Origin of the sequence: Crenobacter luteus (assembly GCF_004345725.1) — a bacterium.
Lineage (GTDB): Bacteria > Pseudomonadota > Gammaproteobacteria > Burkholderiales > Chromobacteriaceae > Crenobacter > Crenobacter luteus.
The window spans coordinates 17,988-33,448 of the sequence record NZ_SLXG01000014.1 but is presented as its reverse complement, the minus strand read 5'-3'; the positions used below and the strand labels follow the sequence as shown (position 1 = coordinate 33,448).

Annotated in this window: 16 protein-coding genes and 1 pseudogene; 5 read left to right on the top strand and 12 right to left on the bottom strand. The window is 69.2% G+C overall.

Features of this window, described 5'->3' with window-relative positions:
• Positions 1 to 16: 16 nt before the first annotated feature.
• Both EV683_RS14800 and EV683_RS14795 read left to right on the top strand, forming a co-directional pair.
• Positions 17 to 793: pseudogene (locus EV683_RS14800) on the top strand (PAS domain-containing protein); the annotation flags it as partial.
• Complete coding sequence (locus EV683_RS14795) at positions 773 to 1,333, top strand: methyl-accepting chemotaxis protein (RefSeq protein WP_424948506.1); 561 nt, start codon at positions 773 to 775, stop codon at positions 1,331 to 1,333. The pseudogene EV683_RS14800 and the gene EV683_RS14795, both read left to right, overlap by 21 nt.
• Positions 1,334 to 1,394: 61 nt before the next feature.
• On the opposite strand, the gene EV683_RS09525 is transcribed toward EV683_RS14795, so the two are convergent.
• The 8 genes from EV683_RS09525 to EV683_RS09490 all read right to left on the bottom strand — a co-directional run bounded on the left by EV683_RS09525 (position 1,395) and on the right by EV683_RS09490 (position 9,815).
• Complete coding sequence (locus EV683_RS09525; protein WP_131862618.1) at positions 1,395 to 3,851, bottom strand: Ig-like domain-containing protein; 2,457 nt, start codon at positions 3,849 to 3,851, stop codon at positions 1,395 to 1,397.
• A gap of 269 nt (positions 3,852 to 4,120) precedes the next feature.
• A complete protein-coding gene (gene msrB, locus EV683_RS09520) occupies positions 4,121 to 4,534 on the bottom strand; it encodes a peptide-methionine (R)-S-oxide reductase MsrB (protein ID WP_131862617.1) in 414 nt (137 codons plus the stop codon).
• A 57-nt stretch (positions 4,535 to 4,591) separates the two neighbouring features.
• Positions 4,592 to 5,233, bottom strand: a complete 642-nt coding sequence (locus EV683_RS09515; protein ID WP_131862616.1) for a histidine phosphatase family protein — start codon at positions 5,231 to 5,233, stop codon at positions 4,592 to 4,594.
• A gap of 49 nt (positions 5,234 to 5,282) precedes the next feature.
• Complete coding sequence (locus EV683_RS09510) at positions 5,283 to 6,158, bottom strand: AEC family transporter (protein ID WP_131862615.1); 876 nt, start codon at positions 6,156 to 6,158, stop codon at positions 5,283 to 5,285.
• 139 nt (positions 6,159 to 6,297) lie between these two features.
• Complete coding sequence (locus tag EV683_RS09505) at positions 6,298 to 7,644, bottom strand: deoxyguanosinetriphosphate triphosphohydrolase (RefSeq protein ID WP_131862646.1); 1,347 nt, start codon at positions 7,642 to 7,644, stop codon at positions 6,298 to 6,300.
• Positions 7,645 to 7,800: 156 nt separating this feature from the next.
• Complete coding sequence (locus EV683_RS09500) at positions 7,801 to 8,007, bottom strand: glycine zipper 2TM domain-containing protein (protein ID WP_331709423.1); 207 nt, start codon at positions 8,005 to 8,007, stop codon at positions 7,801 to 7,803.
• Positions 8,008 to 8,106: 99 nt separating this feature from the next.
• Positions 8,107 to 9,189: an AI-2E family transporter gene (locus EV683_RS09495; RefSeq protein WP_066610396.1), complete on the bottom strand. Its 1,083-nt coding sequence runs from the start codon at positions 9,187 to 9,189 to the stop codon at positions 8,107 to 8,109.
• The gene (locus tag EV683_RS09490) at positions 9,186 to 9,815 is read right to left on the bottom strand and encodes an SAM-dependent methyltransferase (protein WP_131862614.1); all 630 of its coding nucleotides are present in this window, start codon (positions 9,813 to 9,815) and stop codon (positions 9,186 to 9,188) included. The genes EV683_RS09495 and EV683_RS09490 overlap by 4 nt, the downstream gene beginning before the upstream one ends.
• A 168-nt stretch (positions 9,816 to 9,983) precedes the next feature.
• On the opposite strand from EV683_RS09490, the gene EV683_RS09485 reads away from it, so the two are divergent.
• Positions 9,984 to 11,453 carry a sensor domain-containing diguanylate cyclase gene (locus EV683_RS09485; protein WP_165916812.1) on the top strand — a complete coding sequence of 490 codons (1,470 nt, stop codon included), beginning with the start codon at positions 9,984 to 9,986 and terminating at the stop codon, positions 11,451 to 11,453.
• A gap of 84 nt (positions 11,454 to 11,537) precedes the next feature.
• Positions 11,538 to 12,020 (top strand): AtaL-like protein, encoded by a 483-nt coding sequence (locus tag EV683_RS09480; RefSeq protein WP_066610390.1) that lies wholly within the window; start codon positions 11,538 to 11,540, stop codon positions 12,018 to 12,020.
• Positions 12,021 to 12,104: 84 nt separating this feature from the next.
• Here the strand turns inward: EV683_RS09480 and EV683_RS09475 are convergent, their stop codons facing one another.
• Entirely contained in the window at positions 12,105 to 12,980 is an 876-nt protein-coding gene (locus EV683_RS09475; RefSeq protein ID WP_131862612.1) for a dienelactone hydrolase family protein, read from the bottom strand.
• 158 nt (positions 12,981 to 13,138) lie between these two features.
• Between EV683_RS09475 and EV683_RS09470 the strand changes: the two genes are divergently transcribed.
• The gene (locus EV683_RS09470; RefSeq protein ID WP_231879819.1) at positions 13,139 to 13,426 is read left to right on the top strand and encodes a hypothetical protein; all 288 of its coding nucleotides are present in this window, start codon (positions 13,139 to 13,141) and stop codon (positions 13,424 to 13,426) included.
• A gap of 65 nt (positions 13,427 to 13,491) precedes the next feature.
• On the opposite strand, the gene EV683_RS09465 is transcribed toward EV683_RS09470, so the two are convergent.
• The 3 genes from EV683_RS09465 to EV683_RS09455 all read right to left on the bottom strand — a co-directional run bounded on the left by EV683_RS09465 (position 13,492) and on the right by EV683_RS09455 (position 15,425).
• Positions 13,492 to 13,695 carry a hypothetical protein gene (locus tag EV683_RS09465; protein WP_066610387.1) on the bottom strand — a complete coding sequence of 68 codons (204 nt, stop codon included), beginning with the start codon at positions 13,693 to 13,695 and terminating at the stop codon, positions 13,492 to 13,494.
• A 405-nt stretch (positions 13,696 to 14,100) separates the two neighbouring features.
• On the bottom strand, positions 14,101 to 14,913 hold the full coding sequence (locus EV683_RS09460; protein ID WP_231879818.1) for a crotonase/enoyl-CoA hydratase family protein: 813 nt from the start codon (positions 14,911 to 14,913) through the stop codon (positions 14,101 to 14,103).
• A complete protein-coding gene (locus tag EV683_RS09455) occupies positions 14,910 to 15,425 on the bottom strand; it encodes a DUF4442 domain-containing protein (RefSeq protein WP_207910436.1) in 516 nt (171 codons plus the stop codon). The genes EV683_RS09460 and EV683_RS09455 overlap by 4 nt, the downstream gene beginning before the upstream one ends.
• Positions 15,426 to 15,461 lie beyond the last annotated feature (36 nt).

Below are 15,461 nucleotides of genomic sequence, written 5' to 3'. Positions count from 1 at the left end.
GCCGTCGATTAGTCCCATGTTCAATAAACGTCTCAAACAAGAACTTGCCGAACTGCGCGAACGCCTCTCCTCGATCGAGCAGGTCCGCAACAGCCTCGACGACGAAATGCTGGCGCTCTACCTCGACCGCGAGGGGCGAATCGAGTCGGTGAACGCCCATTTCGAGCGCGAAATGCACTATCGCGGCGCTGAGTTGCAGGGGCGCCATATCTGCGAGCTGGTCCCTGCCTATTTGCACGGGCTGGACTTTCATTCGAACCTGAAGCGGGCGGTTGACCGTGGCGAACACTTGAGCGGCGCGGTGCGGCTGTTGCGCGGCAACGGCAAGGAAGCCTGGTTGCGCACCATCTTGCAGCCGATACGCGGCAGCGACGGCCGTTTGCTGCATTTTTCGATGTATTCCAACGACCTGACGCGCACCATCGAGGCCTCGCGCGAGCACGAAAACCTGATCAAGGCCTTGCAGCGCTCCACCGCAGTGATCGAGTTCGACCTCGACGGCGTGGTGCTCGACGCCAACGAGCGTTTTCTGCAGGGGATGGGCTATACGCTGGCGCAGATCAAGGGCAAGCATCACCGCTTGTTCTGCGAGCCCGCCGAGGCCGATTCGCCGGCCTATCGAGCTTTCTGGGAGAGGCTGGCGCGCGGCGAGTTCGTCACCGGCCGCTTCAAGCGGGTCGATAGCCAGGGACGCACGGTGTGGCTCGAGGCGTCTTACAACCCGATCACCGACGCACACGACCGCCTGTACAAGGTGGTGAAGTTCGCCACGGTGATCACCGACGAGGTGGAGCGCGAGCAGGCAATTGCCGAAGCGGCGCAGATCGCCTACGGCACGTCGCGGCAGACCGACGACAGCGCACAGAACGGCGCCGAGGTGATTCGGCAGACGGTGCAGGTGATGAACGCGTTGGCCGAGCGGATGCAGGAGGCGGCCGAGGGTATCGCGGCGCTGGACAGACAGTCGCAGCTGATTGGCTCGATCATCCAGAGCATCGGCGACATTGCCGACCAGACCAATCTGCTGGCGCTGAACGCGGCGATCGAGGCGGCGCGCGCCGGCGAGTCGGGGCGCGGCTTCGCGGTGGTCGCCGACGAGGTGCGTCAGCTGGCCTCGCGCACCACGGCCGCGACGAAGGAAATCGTCGACGTCGTGCAACAGAACCAGAAGTTGGCCGAGCACGCCGTGTCGCTGGTCGGCCACGGCAAGCGGCAGGCCGAGCAGGGGCTGGAGCTGGCGAGCCGCGCCGGCGCGGTGATCGTCGACATCCAGGACGGCGCGCAGCGCGTGGTCAGCGCGGTGGGCCAGTTCTCGAGCCGGCTGTCGGGCTGAAAGCCCGCGCAAAATCATGTGAGAAAAACGCCCGGGCCTTGCGGCCCGGGCGTGGCGCCGCTTATTTCAGCGTGATCGGCACGGTGACGCCGCCGCCGAGCGAGGAGGTGACGCGCAAATTGCGCGGCAGCGTGCACCAGAAACCGGCGCTGTTGCCCGTGTTGCTCGGGTTGAGGATGCCGACCGTGCTGCCCAGGCTCAGGTCGAAAGCCCAGGCGCCGGCCGCGTCGACCACCGCCGTACCCACCGCCGTGCCGTTTGCATTGCCGCTGCAGATGCCGTTTACCCGGTAGAGACCGTCGGCGTAGCGCAGCGTCAGCGTCTGGCCGGAGGCGGGGCTGGCGGTGCCGCTGGCGTCCCAGCGCCCCTTGGACTGGGTGTAGCGCGCGCGGGCTGCGGTGATCGTTTCGCCGGCCGACACGGTCACCGTCACCGTCGCCGGCGCGGACTGCGCGCCGGCCTGGTCGACCGCCCGGTAGGTAAAGTTGTAGTTGCCGGCTGCGGTCGTCGCCGGCGGGGTGAAGTCGACGACGCCGCCGCCGTAGCTGGCGCCCGACACGATGCCGAGGCTGGCGTTGCCGGTGACGATCAGCGCGCGGGCCAGGTCGCCGGCGCCGTCCGGGTCGCTGTCGTTGGCAAAAACATTCACCACGTTGGCGACGCCACGTACCGCTTGCGTCGTGTCGTTGACGGCGGTCGGCGTGTCGTTGACGGCGGCGATGGCGATCGCGACGCCAGCTTCGTTGGAAACTTGATTGCCGACCGTGACCCGATAGCCGATGCGGTCGTTGCCGTTGGCGTTCAGCTTGGGCGTGTAGGCGATGCGGCCGTCAGGGGTGACCGTGGCGGTGCCCAGCAGCGGCGCCGAGGTGATGCTGACCGTGCCTCCGGCGACGTTGCTGTCGTTGGCCAGCACGTCGATGACGACCGGCGCTGCGCAAGGTGTACTTGACGGCGCAGTCGAGCAGTCCTCGTGCATGGATACGGCATCATCCTGCGCCAGCGGCAGTACGTTTACCCCCCCGGCGACGTTACCCAGACTCACCTGCAAGGCGTTCAGGCCGCCGCCGCTCGACAGCACCGTAACCTTGTCGGGCGGCGCGAGCAGCGAGTCGACGACCAGCCGGCCGGTCGTCGCGTCTATCGTGCCCAGGCCGCTGACCGTCAGCACTTGCGCGGCGACGCGATCGCCGGAGCGGGCCGCGACCGAGAGGCGGCGGCTGGACGGATCGTAGATTGCCTCGTCGATCAGGATCTGGTCGCCCAGTTGCACCGGCAGATAGCTTGACGAGGCTTGGCCACTGGCGTTGACCGTGTTGGCGCGGACGCACAGCTCGGACGGCAGCGTCGCCGGCGCGCTGCGGCCGAAGTAGCGGCTGCCGCTGGCGGACATCGGGTTGGCCGCGGCGTTGGCCGGCGCGCTGTACGGCGGCACCGGATTGCCGTTCGCATCCAGCGTGGGCGTGCAGGGCGCGTCGAAATAGGACAACTGCGTCGCCACCGTCGCCGGCGGCGGGCCTGCCGGCGTGCGTCCTTGCGTGATCGGGAAAGCCGTGGCGAACACGTTGACCTGGTTGGCCGAGCCCTCGCGCGTGTAACTAGCGCGGTCGACGTGCAGGGCGCCGGCGATCGCGCCGTCGTACAGGCGGCCCGACAGCGCGAAATCCGTGGTCTCGTAGACGAAGCCGTTCGGCCCCTCGACGCGGAAGATATTCGCGTTGCGCGTCGCGCCGCCCCTGACGACGTAGTCGGGCCGCGGGCTGCCGGTGACCGGGCCGAGCCGGGCGGGGTCGGCGATGTATTTCTTGCCGCCCCCCGGGTAGGGGGTCGCGCCGCCGCCGGCGACCAGCGCATCGTAGAACGGGTCCTGCCCGGGCTTCAGGTTAGGGATCGGCGGCAGCTCGGCGCCGCCGGGGGTCGGCGACGGCAAGAGGAAGGGGCCGACGTTGCCGTTCAGCGCCTCGGTGAAGCCGCCGGGCGTCAGGCCGATGTCCTCGGTGAAAAACAAGCGTCCACCGGCGACCTGGTCGGGAAACTCGAACTTGCCGTAGGGGGTGTAGACCGTATAACTGCCGTCGAAAGGCAGTGGGTCGAGTCGGATCCGCAAGCGGGTGAACACGACCTGGTCGCCGGCAGCGACCGGCCCGGTGCCGAAGGCGGCCTCCAGCGCCAGGACCAGCTGCGCGCGCATGGTCTGGCCGTTGCCGACCGGGACGGCGCCGGCGCCGGCGTTGGCCGACCAATAGAAATGCTCGTCGGCGAAGGCGCCGGGGAAAACCTCGGGGGCCCGGCCGCCGGGCACGTCCTGGGGCAGCAGCAGGCACCAGCCGCCGCTCAGTTCGGTCTGGTTGAGAATGACACAGGAATCGAGGGCCAGGCCGGTGGTGTCCTGATACCACTGCGGGTAGCCGTTGGCACGGTCTATCGGTCCGACCCGGGCCAGCTCCGCCTGCGCCGACAGGGCGTGTAAACCGAGGCATACCGACAGGGCGAGCAGGGTCGGTTTGAAGATCTGCATGGTCATTCTCCTTGCTGCGCGAGGGGCAGCAACGATGACGTGCTTGCGCCGGTCGCATTGTTTCAGACTGCCCGTTGTTTTGGTTTTATTGCCTGGTAATACTTTATGCAAGAAATTGCTTTTTGTTGTAATAAGCAAAAATGAAAAATATCGGTTTGGCCTAACTCGGGGCGGCACAAGGAACGGCATTGCCGGGCCGGGCGGACAGCAAAAGGCCCGAACCGTCGGGGTTCGGGCCTTTTGGCGAGGGGCGTCGCGGCGGCGTCGGTCTACGACACGGGGGGCTCAGCGGCGCGGAAGGTCAGCGCCAGCGAGTTGATGCAGTAGCGCTCCCCGGTCGGCTCCGGGCCGTCCGGGAACACGTGGCCGAGATGGGCGTCGCAGCGCGCGCAGCGCACCTCGGTGCGGATCATGCCGTGGCTGGTATCGCGCAGCCGGACGACGCTGCCCGGCACGGCCTCTTCCCAGAAGCTCGGCCAACCGCAGCCGGCATCGAACTTGGTGCCGGAGCGGAACAGCAGCGCGTCGCAGCAGACGCAGCGATAGTCGCCATCGTCGTGCCGATAGTAGTGTTCGCCGCTGAACGGGCGCTCGGTGCCGGCCTGGCGCGTGACGTAGTACTGCTCGGGACTCAGCTGGGCGCGCCATTCGGCGTCGCTCTTGACGATTTTTTCTTCGCTCATCGGTGTGTCTGCCAAAAAGGGGCGGGGCTATGCGGTGAGTCGCGCGCGGCCGGCGGCTTACAGTTCGTCGAGCGCGTCGGCGAGGTGACGGGTGTCGGCCCAGCTCTCGAGCTGCCACTCGCCGTGCGCGTAGCGCAGCCAGTTGAACGCGGCGTTCGGCAGGTCGAAGTCGCGGGGCGTCGACAGCGCGGCGCCGCTGGCGAGCCGGTGGGCGACGTCGAGCACGCCGCCGTGGGTGACGACCAGCACGGTACCGCCGGGGTGGCGGTCGGCGAACCCGGTCAACGCCTCCCGGACGCGAGCGGCGAGCGCGTTCAGACTCTCGCCGCCCTCGGGCGTGAAGTCGGGCTGGCGCGCCTTCAGCCGCTGGTGGTCCTGCGGATGCCGTTCGGCGATCTCGGCGTAGGTCAGCCCCTGCAGCCGGCCGTAGTGGCGTTCGCGTAGCGCGGGGTGGGGCCGGGCCGGGAGGCCGAGCGCGTGCGCGGCGGGCTCGGCGGTCTGCCGGGTGCGGGTCAGGTCGCTGCTGTAGATCGCGTCGAAGCGGTGCCGCGCCGACAGATGGCGTGCCACGTCGCGCGCCTGGGCAAGGCCGCGGGCGTTCAGCGGACGGTCGAGATGGCCCTGGATCCGGCGTTCGGTGTTCCAGTCGGTTTCACCGTGGCGGATCAGGCAGAAACGGGTCGGGAGGGCATGGTGCATGGCACCATTCTAGCAACCGGTTCGGCGTTCTGCCGGATTTCGACGCCGCTCAGTGCAGCGCGAGCCACAGGCCGGCCGGTACGAACAGCAGGCTGGCAAGGTTGCCGATCAGCACGATAGACGCCATCCGGTCCGGCTCCTGCCGGTAGTGTTCGGCCATCAGGAAGTTCAGCACCGCCGGCGGCAGCGCGCCGAACAGGTAGACGAGGCTGGTCTGCAGCGGCGTCAGCGCCAGCCACGACACCATCAGCCAGGCGGCGGCCAGGCCGGTCAGCGGGCACAGCACCGCGCCCAGCAGGCCGACGCGCCAGCCGGCGAAGCTGACGTCGACCATGCGCGCGCCGAGCGCGAACAGCATCAGCGGGATCGACACGTCGCCGAGCATCTTGACCGCCAGCATCAACCAGTCCGGCAGCGCGACGCGCGCCAGCCCGCACGCGACGCCGAGCGCGCTGGCGATCACGATCGGATTGGTCGCGACGTCGCGCAGCCGGGTGTGGCGGCTGAAGAAGTAGGCGCCGAGCGTGAAGTGCAGCAGGTTGGACAAGGCAAACGGCACGACGAAAGCGTTGAAGCCCTCGCGGCCGAAGGCCAGCAGCGCCAGCGGCAGCCCCATATTGCCGTTGTTGTTGAACATCATCGGCGGCAGCAGCGTGCGCGGGCTGAGCCGGAAGGCGCGCGCCACCGGCCAGGCGATCAGGCCGGAGAGCAGGATCACGCCGAGCGAGGCGGGCAACAGCCGCCATTGCGCGGCGAGGTCGAAATCCTTGGCAGCCAGCACGGAAAAAACCAGCAATGGCACGCAGACCTGCATATTGAGCCGGTTCATCGCCGACAGGTCGGGGCGGGTCTTGCGGCTGTAGAGCCAGCCGATCAGCACGATGATCAGGACCGGCAGGATGATGGTGAGGATGCGGACGAGCATGTGCGGGGCGGGCGGGGGAAAACGGCCATTGTCCCCCGCGGCGCCGGCGGCTGCCAAGCCGCCCCCGCGAAGAAGGCGAGGGCTCGGCCAAGCTGCGCGGCGGGCGGGTTTTTGCGTCGCGGCGGCTGAAGACGCTCGGTCAGAGGATGCCGACGCCCGAGATCTCGCGCGCGAGGCTGGCGGCGGCGTTGTCGGTCATCGCGCCGACGAAGTCGAGCACCTTCATGTAGCCAAGGTAGAGCGAGTCGCCGTCCTCGACGGGGGCCTCGGCCATCAGGCCGAGCGCCAGCGCGTGGCGCGCCGACAGCCGCTCGCCGCGCACCCTGGCCGCTACCGCCGGCACCAGCACGTCGAGCAGCGTCGTCAGGCAGGGGAAGGCGGCGATCTCGGTGACGAGCTTGGTGCGGTGGCGGTAGACCTTCTGGCTGGCGAGTTTTTTCGCCTCGAGCAGCGTCTCGCGGATCTCGGGCGCGCACACGTCGATCAGGTCCTTGCCCTGGAAGGCGCCGGCCAAGAGCGTGTCCTGGTGCAGCATGAATTTCTCGGCCACTTCGGTGACGCAGCGGCCGATCGCCATCCCGCGCAGCATCGCGCAGCGCTGGCGCACGCTCGGCGCGGTCCACAGTTTTTCCACCTCGGCGAATTTGGAAAACAGCTTCTCGAACTCGGCGGCGTCGAGGATGCCGATCTCGACCGCGTCCTCGAGGTCGAGTATCGCGTAGCAGATGTCGTCGGCGGCCTCCATCAGGTAGGACAGCGGGTGGCGCGCCCACTGCCCGGGTCCGCGCGCGACCAGACCGAGTTCGTCGGCGACACGGTCAAAGTAGGGCAGCTCGCTCTGGTAGACGTTGAACTTGTCGCGCGCGTAGGCGGGCTCGGCGCTGGCGGTCCACGGGTACTTGATCAGCGCGCCGATCGCCGCGGCGGTCAGCCGCATGCCGCCTTCGCCGGCGTACATCTCGAGCGAGGCGAGCATTCTCAGGCTGTGCGCGTTGCCTTCGTAGGTCTGCACGTCGCGCGCCTCGGCCGGCGTCAGCCCCGCCAGCAAGGTCGCGCGCGCCGGGTCGCGGAACCAGTCGCGCAGCGCGTCCTCGCCGGTATGGCCGAACGGCGGGTTGCCGATGTCGTGCGCGAGGCAGGCCACCTGCACCACCGCGCCGATGTCGAACGGCGTCGTGCCGGCCGGCAACACGCCGGCGTGCGCCATCATCGCGCCGACGCGGTTGCCGAGGCTGCGGCCGACGCTGGCGACCTCGACGCTGTGCGTGAGCCGGTTGTGGGTGTGGTCGTGCTGGGCGAGCGGGTGAACCTGCGTCTTGCGACCGAGGCGCCGGAACGCGCTCGAGAACACCACGCGGTCGTGGTCGATGTGAAAATCGCTGCGCAAACCCGGCGCCCCCTCGCTGGTGGCCGGGGTGCGGGTCGGACGGACCTCGCCGTCGACCCGCTTGAAGCGTTGGGTGGAGAGCAGGCGCTGCCACTGCATCGTTGTCGCGCTCATGACATGGGAAAACCGTGACGGAGACGGTCTATCTTAACGCGGCGCGGGCGAAACGCCAGGGCGAGGACGCCCGGCCGTGGCTGGCGCGCACGCAAAAGCGCGGGCATCATGCCCGCGCTTTTGCGTGACGTTGGCCGAGGCTTACTTCTTGATCTGGTTGCCGATCACGCCGCCGACGGCCGCGCCGCCCACGGTGCCGACCGCGTCGCCGCCGGTTAGCACCGAGCCGAGCACCGCGCCGCCGGCCGCGCCGATCGCGGTATTGCGTTGACGTTCGGTCATGCCGGCGCAGCCGGCCAGCGTGCCGGCCATCAGCGCGATCAGGGTCATCGTTTTCGCCATTTTCATCGCCAAACCTCCCGGAATGTTCAGTGGCAGTAGGGGTTAAGAACAAGACCATGCTAGCAAAGTTCCCCCTTCCCGCCGGCGCGGCTTTGTTAACGAGTCTTAATCCGCACCTCCGCCACCCGGGTGTGCCCGCCGCGGCTCTTGCGCCAGCCAGCGGCCGAACACGCTGTAGCCGACCGCCAGCACGGTCGGCCCGAGGAAGAGGCCTATCATGCCCCAGGCCAGCAGGCCGCCGATCACGCCGAGGAAGATCAGCGGCAGCGGCAGGCCGGCACCCTGGCTGATCAGGTAGGGCTTGAGGAAATTGTCGATGTTCTGCACCAGCAGCGCGCCCCACAGGCCGAGGAAGATCGCGTAGCCGGTGTCGCCGCTGTAGAACAGCCAGATCGTCGCCGGCACCCAGACCAGCAGCGTCGGCAGCTGCGCGACCGCGACGACGAAGCACAACAGGCCGAGCACCAGCGTGCCGGGCACGCCGGCGATCGCGAAGCCGATCATCGCCAGCAGCGCCTGCACCAGCGCGGTGCCGACCACGCCGGTGGTGACGCTGCGCACGGTGCGCGCGATCAGCTCGGGCAGCTCGCCGCCCATGCGGCCACCCAGCCGCGCGACGACGCGTTCGAAGCCGTCCCACAGCGCGTCGCCGTAGGCCAGCAGCACACCGGACACGGCGACGGCAACCGCCAGCTCGAGCAGTCCCCGTCCTAGCGAGGCGCCCTCGCCGAGCAGCCACAGCGCCGCCTCGTTCGCGTAGGGCTTGACGCGGGCGAACAGCGTCGACAGGTCGGCGTGGGCGCTCTGCCACAGCTCGGCCAGCCACGGGCCGGCGAGCGGCAGTCCGGTCATCCAGGCCGGCGGTTGCGGCAGAGTCATGGTCGACAGTTCGCTCAGCAGCCGGATCGCCCGCGGAATGGCGTCGGCCAGTTGCAGCACCATCAGCGTCAGCGGCGCGATCAGCGCGAGCGCCAAGGTCAGCGCGACGATCAGTGCGGCGCTCTTCTTGCGGCCGCCGAGCCGGTCGCGCAGCCAGACGAAGGCCGGCCACGCCGACAACGCGATGATCGCGGCCCAGGTCAGCGCGCCGAGAAAGGGCAGCACGATGCGCAGGCACGCCAGCGTCAGCAGCGCGATGGCCGCCGCGCGGATCATCGTGTCGTAGGGCAGGGGGCGTGCGCGCCTCATCGTCCGGCCCCGGCGGCGAACGGCTTGCGCGCGACGATCTGCAGCACGGCTGCCATGCCGGTATGCAGCCGCCCCTCGAGCACCGGCCTAGTCAGCTCGGTGAGACGTTCGAACTCCAGCCCGGCCAGTTCGGCGCGCAGCGTTTCGGGCTCGTAGAGCAGGTCGACCTCCTTGGGGCCGCCGCTGCCGTAGGCGAGCTGGCGCGGCGTATAGCCCTCGAGCAGCAGTACGCCACCCGGTTTGAGCGCGGCGACGACGTCGGCGAACACGCGGGCGCGGAAGGCGGACGGCAGGTGGCAGAAGATCGCGACGATGCCGTCCCAGCTTTCCGGCTCCAGATGGTAATGCTCGAGGTCGGCGTGCAGGGTGGTCAGCACGACGCCGCGCTGGCGCGCCAGCGCCTCGGCCTTCGCGAGCCCGACCTCGGCCGCGTCGAGCGCGGTCACCGCGCAGCCTTGGCCGGCGAGGAAGACGCCGTTGCGTCCTTCGCCGTCGCCCAGCGACAGCACGCGGTCGCCGGGCTTGAGGCGGTGCGCCTCTTCGCGCAGGAAGTCGTTGGGTTCGGTGCCGTACAGATAGTCGGCGGCGGCAAAGCGTGGATTCCAGAATTCGCGGGCGTCGGACATGGGCTTTCTCGGTTGCGCGGGGTTGGCCGAGCTTATCACATCCGCATGGCGGGGAGCGGCCTCGCCCCAAGCGCCGACGCGGCAGGCTGCACGCCCGGCCCGTGCCGTCGCGCCGAGGTTCTATGCTGCAAGGAGCGGCGTCTGCCGCACACCCGCGAGACCTTTCGGATGACCCGCTTCAATCGGCTGGCGATCGCACAGGCCGGCCTGTTGGCCGGCCTGTTGCTCGCCATGTTCCTGCTCTGGAGTTTCGACCAGAGCGCCCGGCTGTCGGCGCGGATGGAGCGCGAACTGACGCAATTGAGCGATACCTACGTCGCGGCCGGCGCCGAGCAAGTCGGCGCGCTCGACGACGCCCTGCGTCTGCTGCGGCACGCCGAAGAGCGCGACGGTGTCGCCGGACTGGCCGCCGCCTTCGACGCGTGGCGGGTGCTGCGGCCGGAGCTGGTCGAGGCCGCCGCCTTCGACGGACTCGGGCGCCGGCTCGGCGCAGGCGGCGATTCGGCGCTCGGCCAACCCTGGTTCGTCGGCCCGCGCCGGCGCGGGGGCGACGCACTCTACCTCGACGTGGTGCGCCGCGCCCCGGACGGCCGCTGGCTTTTGACGCTGAGCCGCCCGCGCTGGAGCGCGAGCGGCCGCTTCGACGGCGTGATCGTGCTGCGCGTGCGCGCCGAGGCGCTGTCCGAGCGGCTGGCGCGCCTGCCGCCGCCGGCCGGCGTGAGCGTGCGCTGGCGCCATCTCGACGGCACCTTGATGGCGCAGCTGCCGGCGGCGCCGCAACGGATCGGCGCACAACTGGCACGGCCCGACCCGCTGGCGGCGCAAACGGGGAGGGCGCTGCACGTCGACATGCACGACGAGTCGCCGTGGCGGGTCGGCCCGGTCGCGGTTGGCGAGCTGCCACTGTTCGTCGACGTCGCCGCGCGGCGCGGCCCGGTCGACACGCTGTTCATGCGCCAGACGCTGACGGTCGGCGCGATCGGCCTGATCACGCTGGCGGTGGCCGGCGTCTTCCTGCTGGCGCTGGCGCGGCAGCACCGCTCGCTGCTGCGCGCCAGCACGGCGCTCGAGGAGAGCTACCGCGAGATCCACCTGCTGAACGAGAAACTCAGGGAGCGCGCGGTACGCGATCCGCTGACCGGCCTCTACAACCGCGTCTACCTCGAGGAAATGCTGCCCAAGGAACTGGCGCGCGCGCGCCGGCAGGGCGAGCCGGTTACCGTGGTGATGATCGACTTCGACCACTTCAAGCGCATCAACGACAACTACGGCCACGCCGCCGGCGACGCGGCGCTCAGGGCGCTCGGCCAACTCCTGGCCGGCTGGGTGAGGGCGGGCGACATCGTCGGCCGCTACGGCGGCGAGGAATTCATCGTCGTGCTACCCGGTCTGAGTCAGGAGGTGGCGGCGGTGCGCGTCGAATCGTGGCGCAGCGAGCTGGCCGCCACGCCGGTCGCGCTGCCGGGGCTCGACGACGCGCTGAGCGTGACCGCCAGCTTCGGCATCGCCGCCTTCCCCGACCACGGCGACAGCGGTCGCGCGGTGATCGAGAAGGCCGACATCGCGCTCTACCGCGCCAAGCGGCAGGGGCGGAACCAGGTGGTCCGCTACGGCCAGGTCGCCGACGAGCACGCCTGAGGCCGGACGAGCGCCGCCGCCGGGCTTGGCCGGGCCTCGGCGCTGCCGTACACTGCGCGGCGATCAGATCGAGGAGTACCCGACATGCAGTTCGAACATATCGTGCTGGTGAACGACCCGCGCGTCGACAGCGCGCCGCTGACGGTGGCGCAACTGTGGCGCGGCCTGATGCGCCGCGCCGAGGACCCGATGCTCTTTATGGAACAGCTCGAGGGTGCCCGGGTGACCGAGCGCGGTCAGGACTGGTTCCGCCGCGAGCTCGACTTCGGCCACTTCACCGTCGCGGACACCGTCCACGTCGTGCACGAAAAATCGCTGCGCTTCGACACCGAGGCGAGCGAGTCCCACCCCGGCGGCAGCCTGACCGTCGCCATCGAGACGCCGGCGCCCGGCGTGTTGTGCGTGCGCTTCAGCTACCAGACCGGCCTGCCCGAACAGCCGGGACAGGAGGGCGGCGACGCGTCCGACAGCTATTTCGTTCCCTGGGTGAAATCGGCCTACCGCGACACCGACGTCGACGCGATCCGCCAGATCCGCGCGCTGGCGGCCGCCGGCGAGCTCGGCTGAGTCCACCCGGCCCGCAGCACGGCAAGACGCCGCGCACCGTAACGGGTACGCGGCGTTTTTTGTCGCCGGCCGCCCTGGACGCCGTCAGGGCTTGACGCCGTGGCGGGCGAACCAGTCGAGCATGCGCGCCCAGCCGTCGCGCGCCGCGGCGGGGTGGTAGCTCGGCCGGTAGTCGGCGTTGAAGCCGTGGTCGGCATCCGGATAAACGACGATGTCGGAGCGCCCGCCGGCCTGCTTGAGCCGCGCCCGCATCCGCTCGACCGATTCGAGCGGGATGCCCTTGTCGCGCCCGCCGTAGAGGCCGAGCACCGGCACCTTCAGCGCCGCGGCGACCTCGATGGGCTGACGCGGCGCATTCGGCGTGAGCTCGCCGCTCAAACGGCCGTACCAGGCGACCCCGGCCGCCAGCCGCGGGTTGTGCGCCGCGTACAGCCAGACGATCCGACCGCCCCAGCAAAAGCCGGTCACGGCGAGGCGCCGCGCGTCGCCGCCATGAGCGACGGCCCAGGCGGCGGTCGCGTCGAGGTCGGTCATCACCTGCGCGTCGGGCACCTTGGCGACCAGTTGGGCAAGCAGTTCGGACACGCTGTCGTAACGGCGTGGATCGCCCTGGCGGAAGTAGAGCTCCGGCGCGATCGCGAGGTAGCCGGCCTTGGCGAGCCGGCGACACAGGTCCTGGATGTGTTCGTGCACGCCGAAAATCTCCTGCACCACCAGCACCACCGGCAAGGGCCGCTTAGCGCCGGCCGGCTGCGCGCGGTAGGCCGGCAGCAGCGCCGCGCCGACCGGGATGGCGACCGTGTCGGCCTCGAGACCGGTCGTGTCGGTGTTCAGCGTCGAGGCGGCCACCGGCTGCACCGCCAGCGCGAAGCCGGTGCTGATCAGCAGCGACAGGAAGTCGCGGCGCGGCGGGTCGGGCGGAGCGGCGTCGCGCGCGGTCAGGTCGTCGGGGTCTTGCATCGTATCCTCCTCGAATCAGCGGGACCGACGTCGGCCAGAGGCGTCCGCGTACCCTTCGGCTTGCCAAAACGCGTATCGTGCCGTCGCCGTCCGGCCGGCTTGACGCCGGCGTGAGGCGTTTTGCTATGCTGGGGCATCGTGTTCACGGAGCCATTTGCATGAGAGCCGACTTCCTGCGACCCGTTCTACGCCTGGCCGCGGCGGCGCTGGCCGTGTCGCTCGTCGCCTGCAGCAAGGTCACGCCGGCCAATTTCGACAAGATCAACAACGGCATGAGCCGCCAGGATGTCACCGCCATCCTCGGCGCGCCCGACGAAGCCAGCGGCGCCAGCCTGCTCGGGCTGTCGGGCGGTTCGGCGACCTGGCGCGACGGCAGGACGACGATCACCGTGCAGTTCATCAACGACAAAGTGGTCGGCAAGTCGCTCGATAGCAGCGGCAACTGACGGCGGAGCCCACAAAAGCCTCGGCCAACCCGCTTGGAGTTGGCCGAGGGCTACGCCGGAGGCATTCAATGGACCGGCGTCCTGTCGTGGGGATGATGCCGTTTCCACGAGTCGATCCCGTGATTGACGGCCGCGACGACGCCGAACACCGCCAGCGTGGCCAGCAGCGCCAGCGGGATCCACGGCTGGGCGACGAACAGCACCACGGCCATGATCAGGGTGAACATCAGCGTGCCGGTATACCAGCCGGCCTGTTTGCGTGCGTTCATGGTCTTTCTCCCGTCGTCCGGCCTGCGCCGGACGACAAATTCCCGGACTCCTGCCAATTCGACCTTGGCTTTTGGTGAAGTTTAGACCATGGCCGCGGCCAGTCGTGCGCGCCTGGTTTTGCCGGGGTCGTCCAGTCCCAAACGATTGCGAACGCGTTTTTGAACAAATCCGGTTGCTGTTTCTGCCAATCCCTCATGGTCTGGATGCCGCGTTGCCGCAGCTGGTCGCGGCAATGACGGCAATCGTCGCTTTAAGCATGCACCTCAAAATCTAACATAATATAAATTATGCGAACTAGAATATACGCCGCGCGGTGGTAGAAACCCCTCTTCCGACGCGAAAATCGTGCTCAAGATGCCGAAAACCCGGCCGTTTCGTCAAACGGCCGGGTACTGGGCGCGGCTTCAGTCGCGGAACGTCGCTGCCTGCCGGTCCGCGGTCGCCGCGGCGGCCAAATCTTCGGACAACAGCATCGCCGCGTTCCATTGCGCGACGAACGCCAGGCCGTCGCGTACGCCGTGGTCGCGGCTGTAGTTCAGCACGCGCTTGGTGCCGCGCACCGCCAGCGGCGAACGCGCGGCGATCTGGCTGGCGGTGTCCAGCGCGGCGGCGACGACGGCGTCGCGGTCCGCCGCGAGCCGGTTCACCAGTTTCGCGGCGAAGGCTTCCGCCGCCGTCACGTCGCGGCCCGTGTACGCCCATTCGCGCGCCACGCCTTCGCCGACCACGCGCGGCAGGCGCTGTAGCGTGCCGACGTCGGCGACCATGCCCATCGCCACCTCGCGCACGCCGAAGAACGCGTCCTCGCTCGCGTAGCGGATGTCGGCCGCCAGCGCGATGTCGAGGCCGCCGCCGACGCAGGCGCCGTGCACGGCGGCGATCACCGGTTTGCGGCACGCCTCGAGGCTGTTGACGCTGGCCTGCAGCGCCTCGATCTCGGCCAGCAGTTTCTCGCGCTGACGGCCGCCGCAAGGGTCGGCTATCCGCGCCGACAGCCCGGCGAGCATGGCAAGGTCGAGACCGGCGCAGAAATGCCGGCCGTGTCCGGCGAGCACCACGGCGCGGACGTCAGCGCTGCGGTCGCACCACTCCATCGCCTCGCGCAGTTCACGCCACAGCGTCGCGTCGAGCGCGTTGGCCTGCCGCGGCCGGTTCAGCGTCACGCAAGCCACGGCGCCGTGACGTGCGACTTCCAGACTCTGCCATTCCATTTTCATGCCCCCTCCCCGGTCCGCTCGCGTTTCTTCGGAACCCACGCCCATACCATTTCGCAGGCGATCGGCGCCTCGCCGCTGGCGTCGGTGACGACTACCGGCACGGTCACCTCGCCCTTGTCGGCGCGAAAGAAACCGTCGATCTGTTCCTCGCTGAGCGTCGCGACCGCGCGCATGTCGCCCTGCGAGCGCCGCTGGTAGTTGACCCGCATCGATTTGAGCAGCATCAGCTTGTCGTCGGGCACGTTCATGCCGACGACGAAACCGGTCGCGGTCTCGGCCAACAGCGCCATCGCCGCCGCGTGCACGCCCTTGATGTGGTTCTGTACCTTGCGGCGGTTTCGGATCGATACCACCACCTGGTGCGGCGTCACGCGGTCGAAGCGCAACGACGCGGTGCCGAGAAACGGCACCAGCCGCGCAAACAGGCGGGTCAGGATGGGGCTGCGCAACGACGGCGGCAGCGCGTTGCAGCGCGCGGCGAGCCGGCTCATGCGGTTCGGGCTTCGGTTCATGGATATCCTCGTGTGGACGGTGTTTTTCTTGTCGGT

Coding starts and splice junctions, on each gene's coding strand:
- EV683_RS09480 (WP_066610390.1), top strand. CDS start 11,538: ATGCAGTTCGAACATATCGTGCTGGTGAACGACCCGCGCGTCGACAGC.
- EV683_RS09525 (WP_131862618.1), bottom strand. CDS start 3,851: ATGCAGATCTTCAAACCGACCCTGCTCGCCCTGTCGGTATGCCTCGGT.
- EV683_RS09465 (WP_066610387.1), bottom strand. CDS start 13,695: ATGAACGCACGCAAACAGGCCGGCTGGTATACCGGCACGCTGATGTTC.
- EV683_RS09515 (WP_131862616.1), bottom strand. CDS start 5,233: ATGCACCATGCCCTCCCGACCCGTTTCTGCCTGATCCGCCACGGTGAA.
- EV683_RS09475 (WP_131862612.1), bottom strand. CDS start 12,980: ATGCAAGACCCCGACGACCTGACCGCGCGCGACGCCGCTCCGCCCGAC.
- EV683_RS09495 (WP_066610396.1), bottom strand. CDS start 9,189: ATGAGGCGCGCACGCCCCCTGCCCTACGACACGATGATCCGCGCGGCG.
- msrB (WP_131862617.1), bottom strand. CDS start 4,534: ATGAGCGAAGAAAAAATCGTCAAGAGCGACGCCGAATGGCGCGCCCAG.
- EV683_RS09455 (WP_207910436.1), bottom strand. CDS start 15,425: ATGAACCGAAGCCCGAACCGCATGAGCCGGCTCGCCGCGCGCTGCAAC.
- EV683_RS09510 (WP_131862615.1), bottom strand. CDS start 6,158: ATGCTCGTCCGCATCCTCACCATCATCCTGCCGGTCCTGATCATCGTG.
- EV683_RS09470 (WP_231879819.1), top strand. CDS start 13,139: ATGAGAGCCGACTTCCTGCGACCCGTTCTACGCCTGGCCGCGGCGGCG.
- EV683_RS09460 (WP_231879818.1), bottom strand. CDS start 14,913: ATGAAAATGGAATGGCAGAGTCTGGAAGTCGCACGTCACGGCGCCGTG.
- EV683_RS09485 (WP_165916812.1), top strand. CDS start 9,984: ATGACCCGCTTCAATCGGCTGGCGATCGCACAGGCCGGCCTGTTGGCC.
- EV683_RS09490 (WP_131862614.1), bottom strand. CDS start 9,815: ATGTCCGACGCCCGCGAATTCTGGAATCCACGCTTTGCCGCCGCCGAC.
- EV683_RS09505 (WP_131862646.1), bottom strand. CDS start 7,644: ATGCAGTGGCAGCGCCTGCTCTCCACCCAACGCTTCAAGCGGGTCGAC.
- EV683_RS09500 (WP_331709423.1), bottom strand. CDS start 8,007: ATGAAAATGGCGAAAACGATGACCCTGATCGCGCTGATGGCCGGCACG.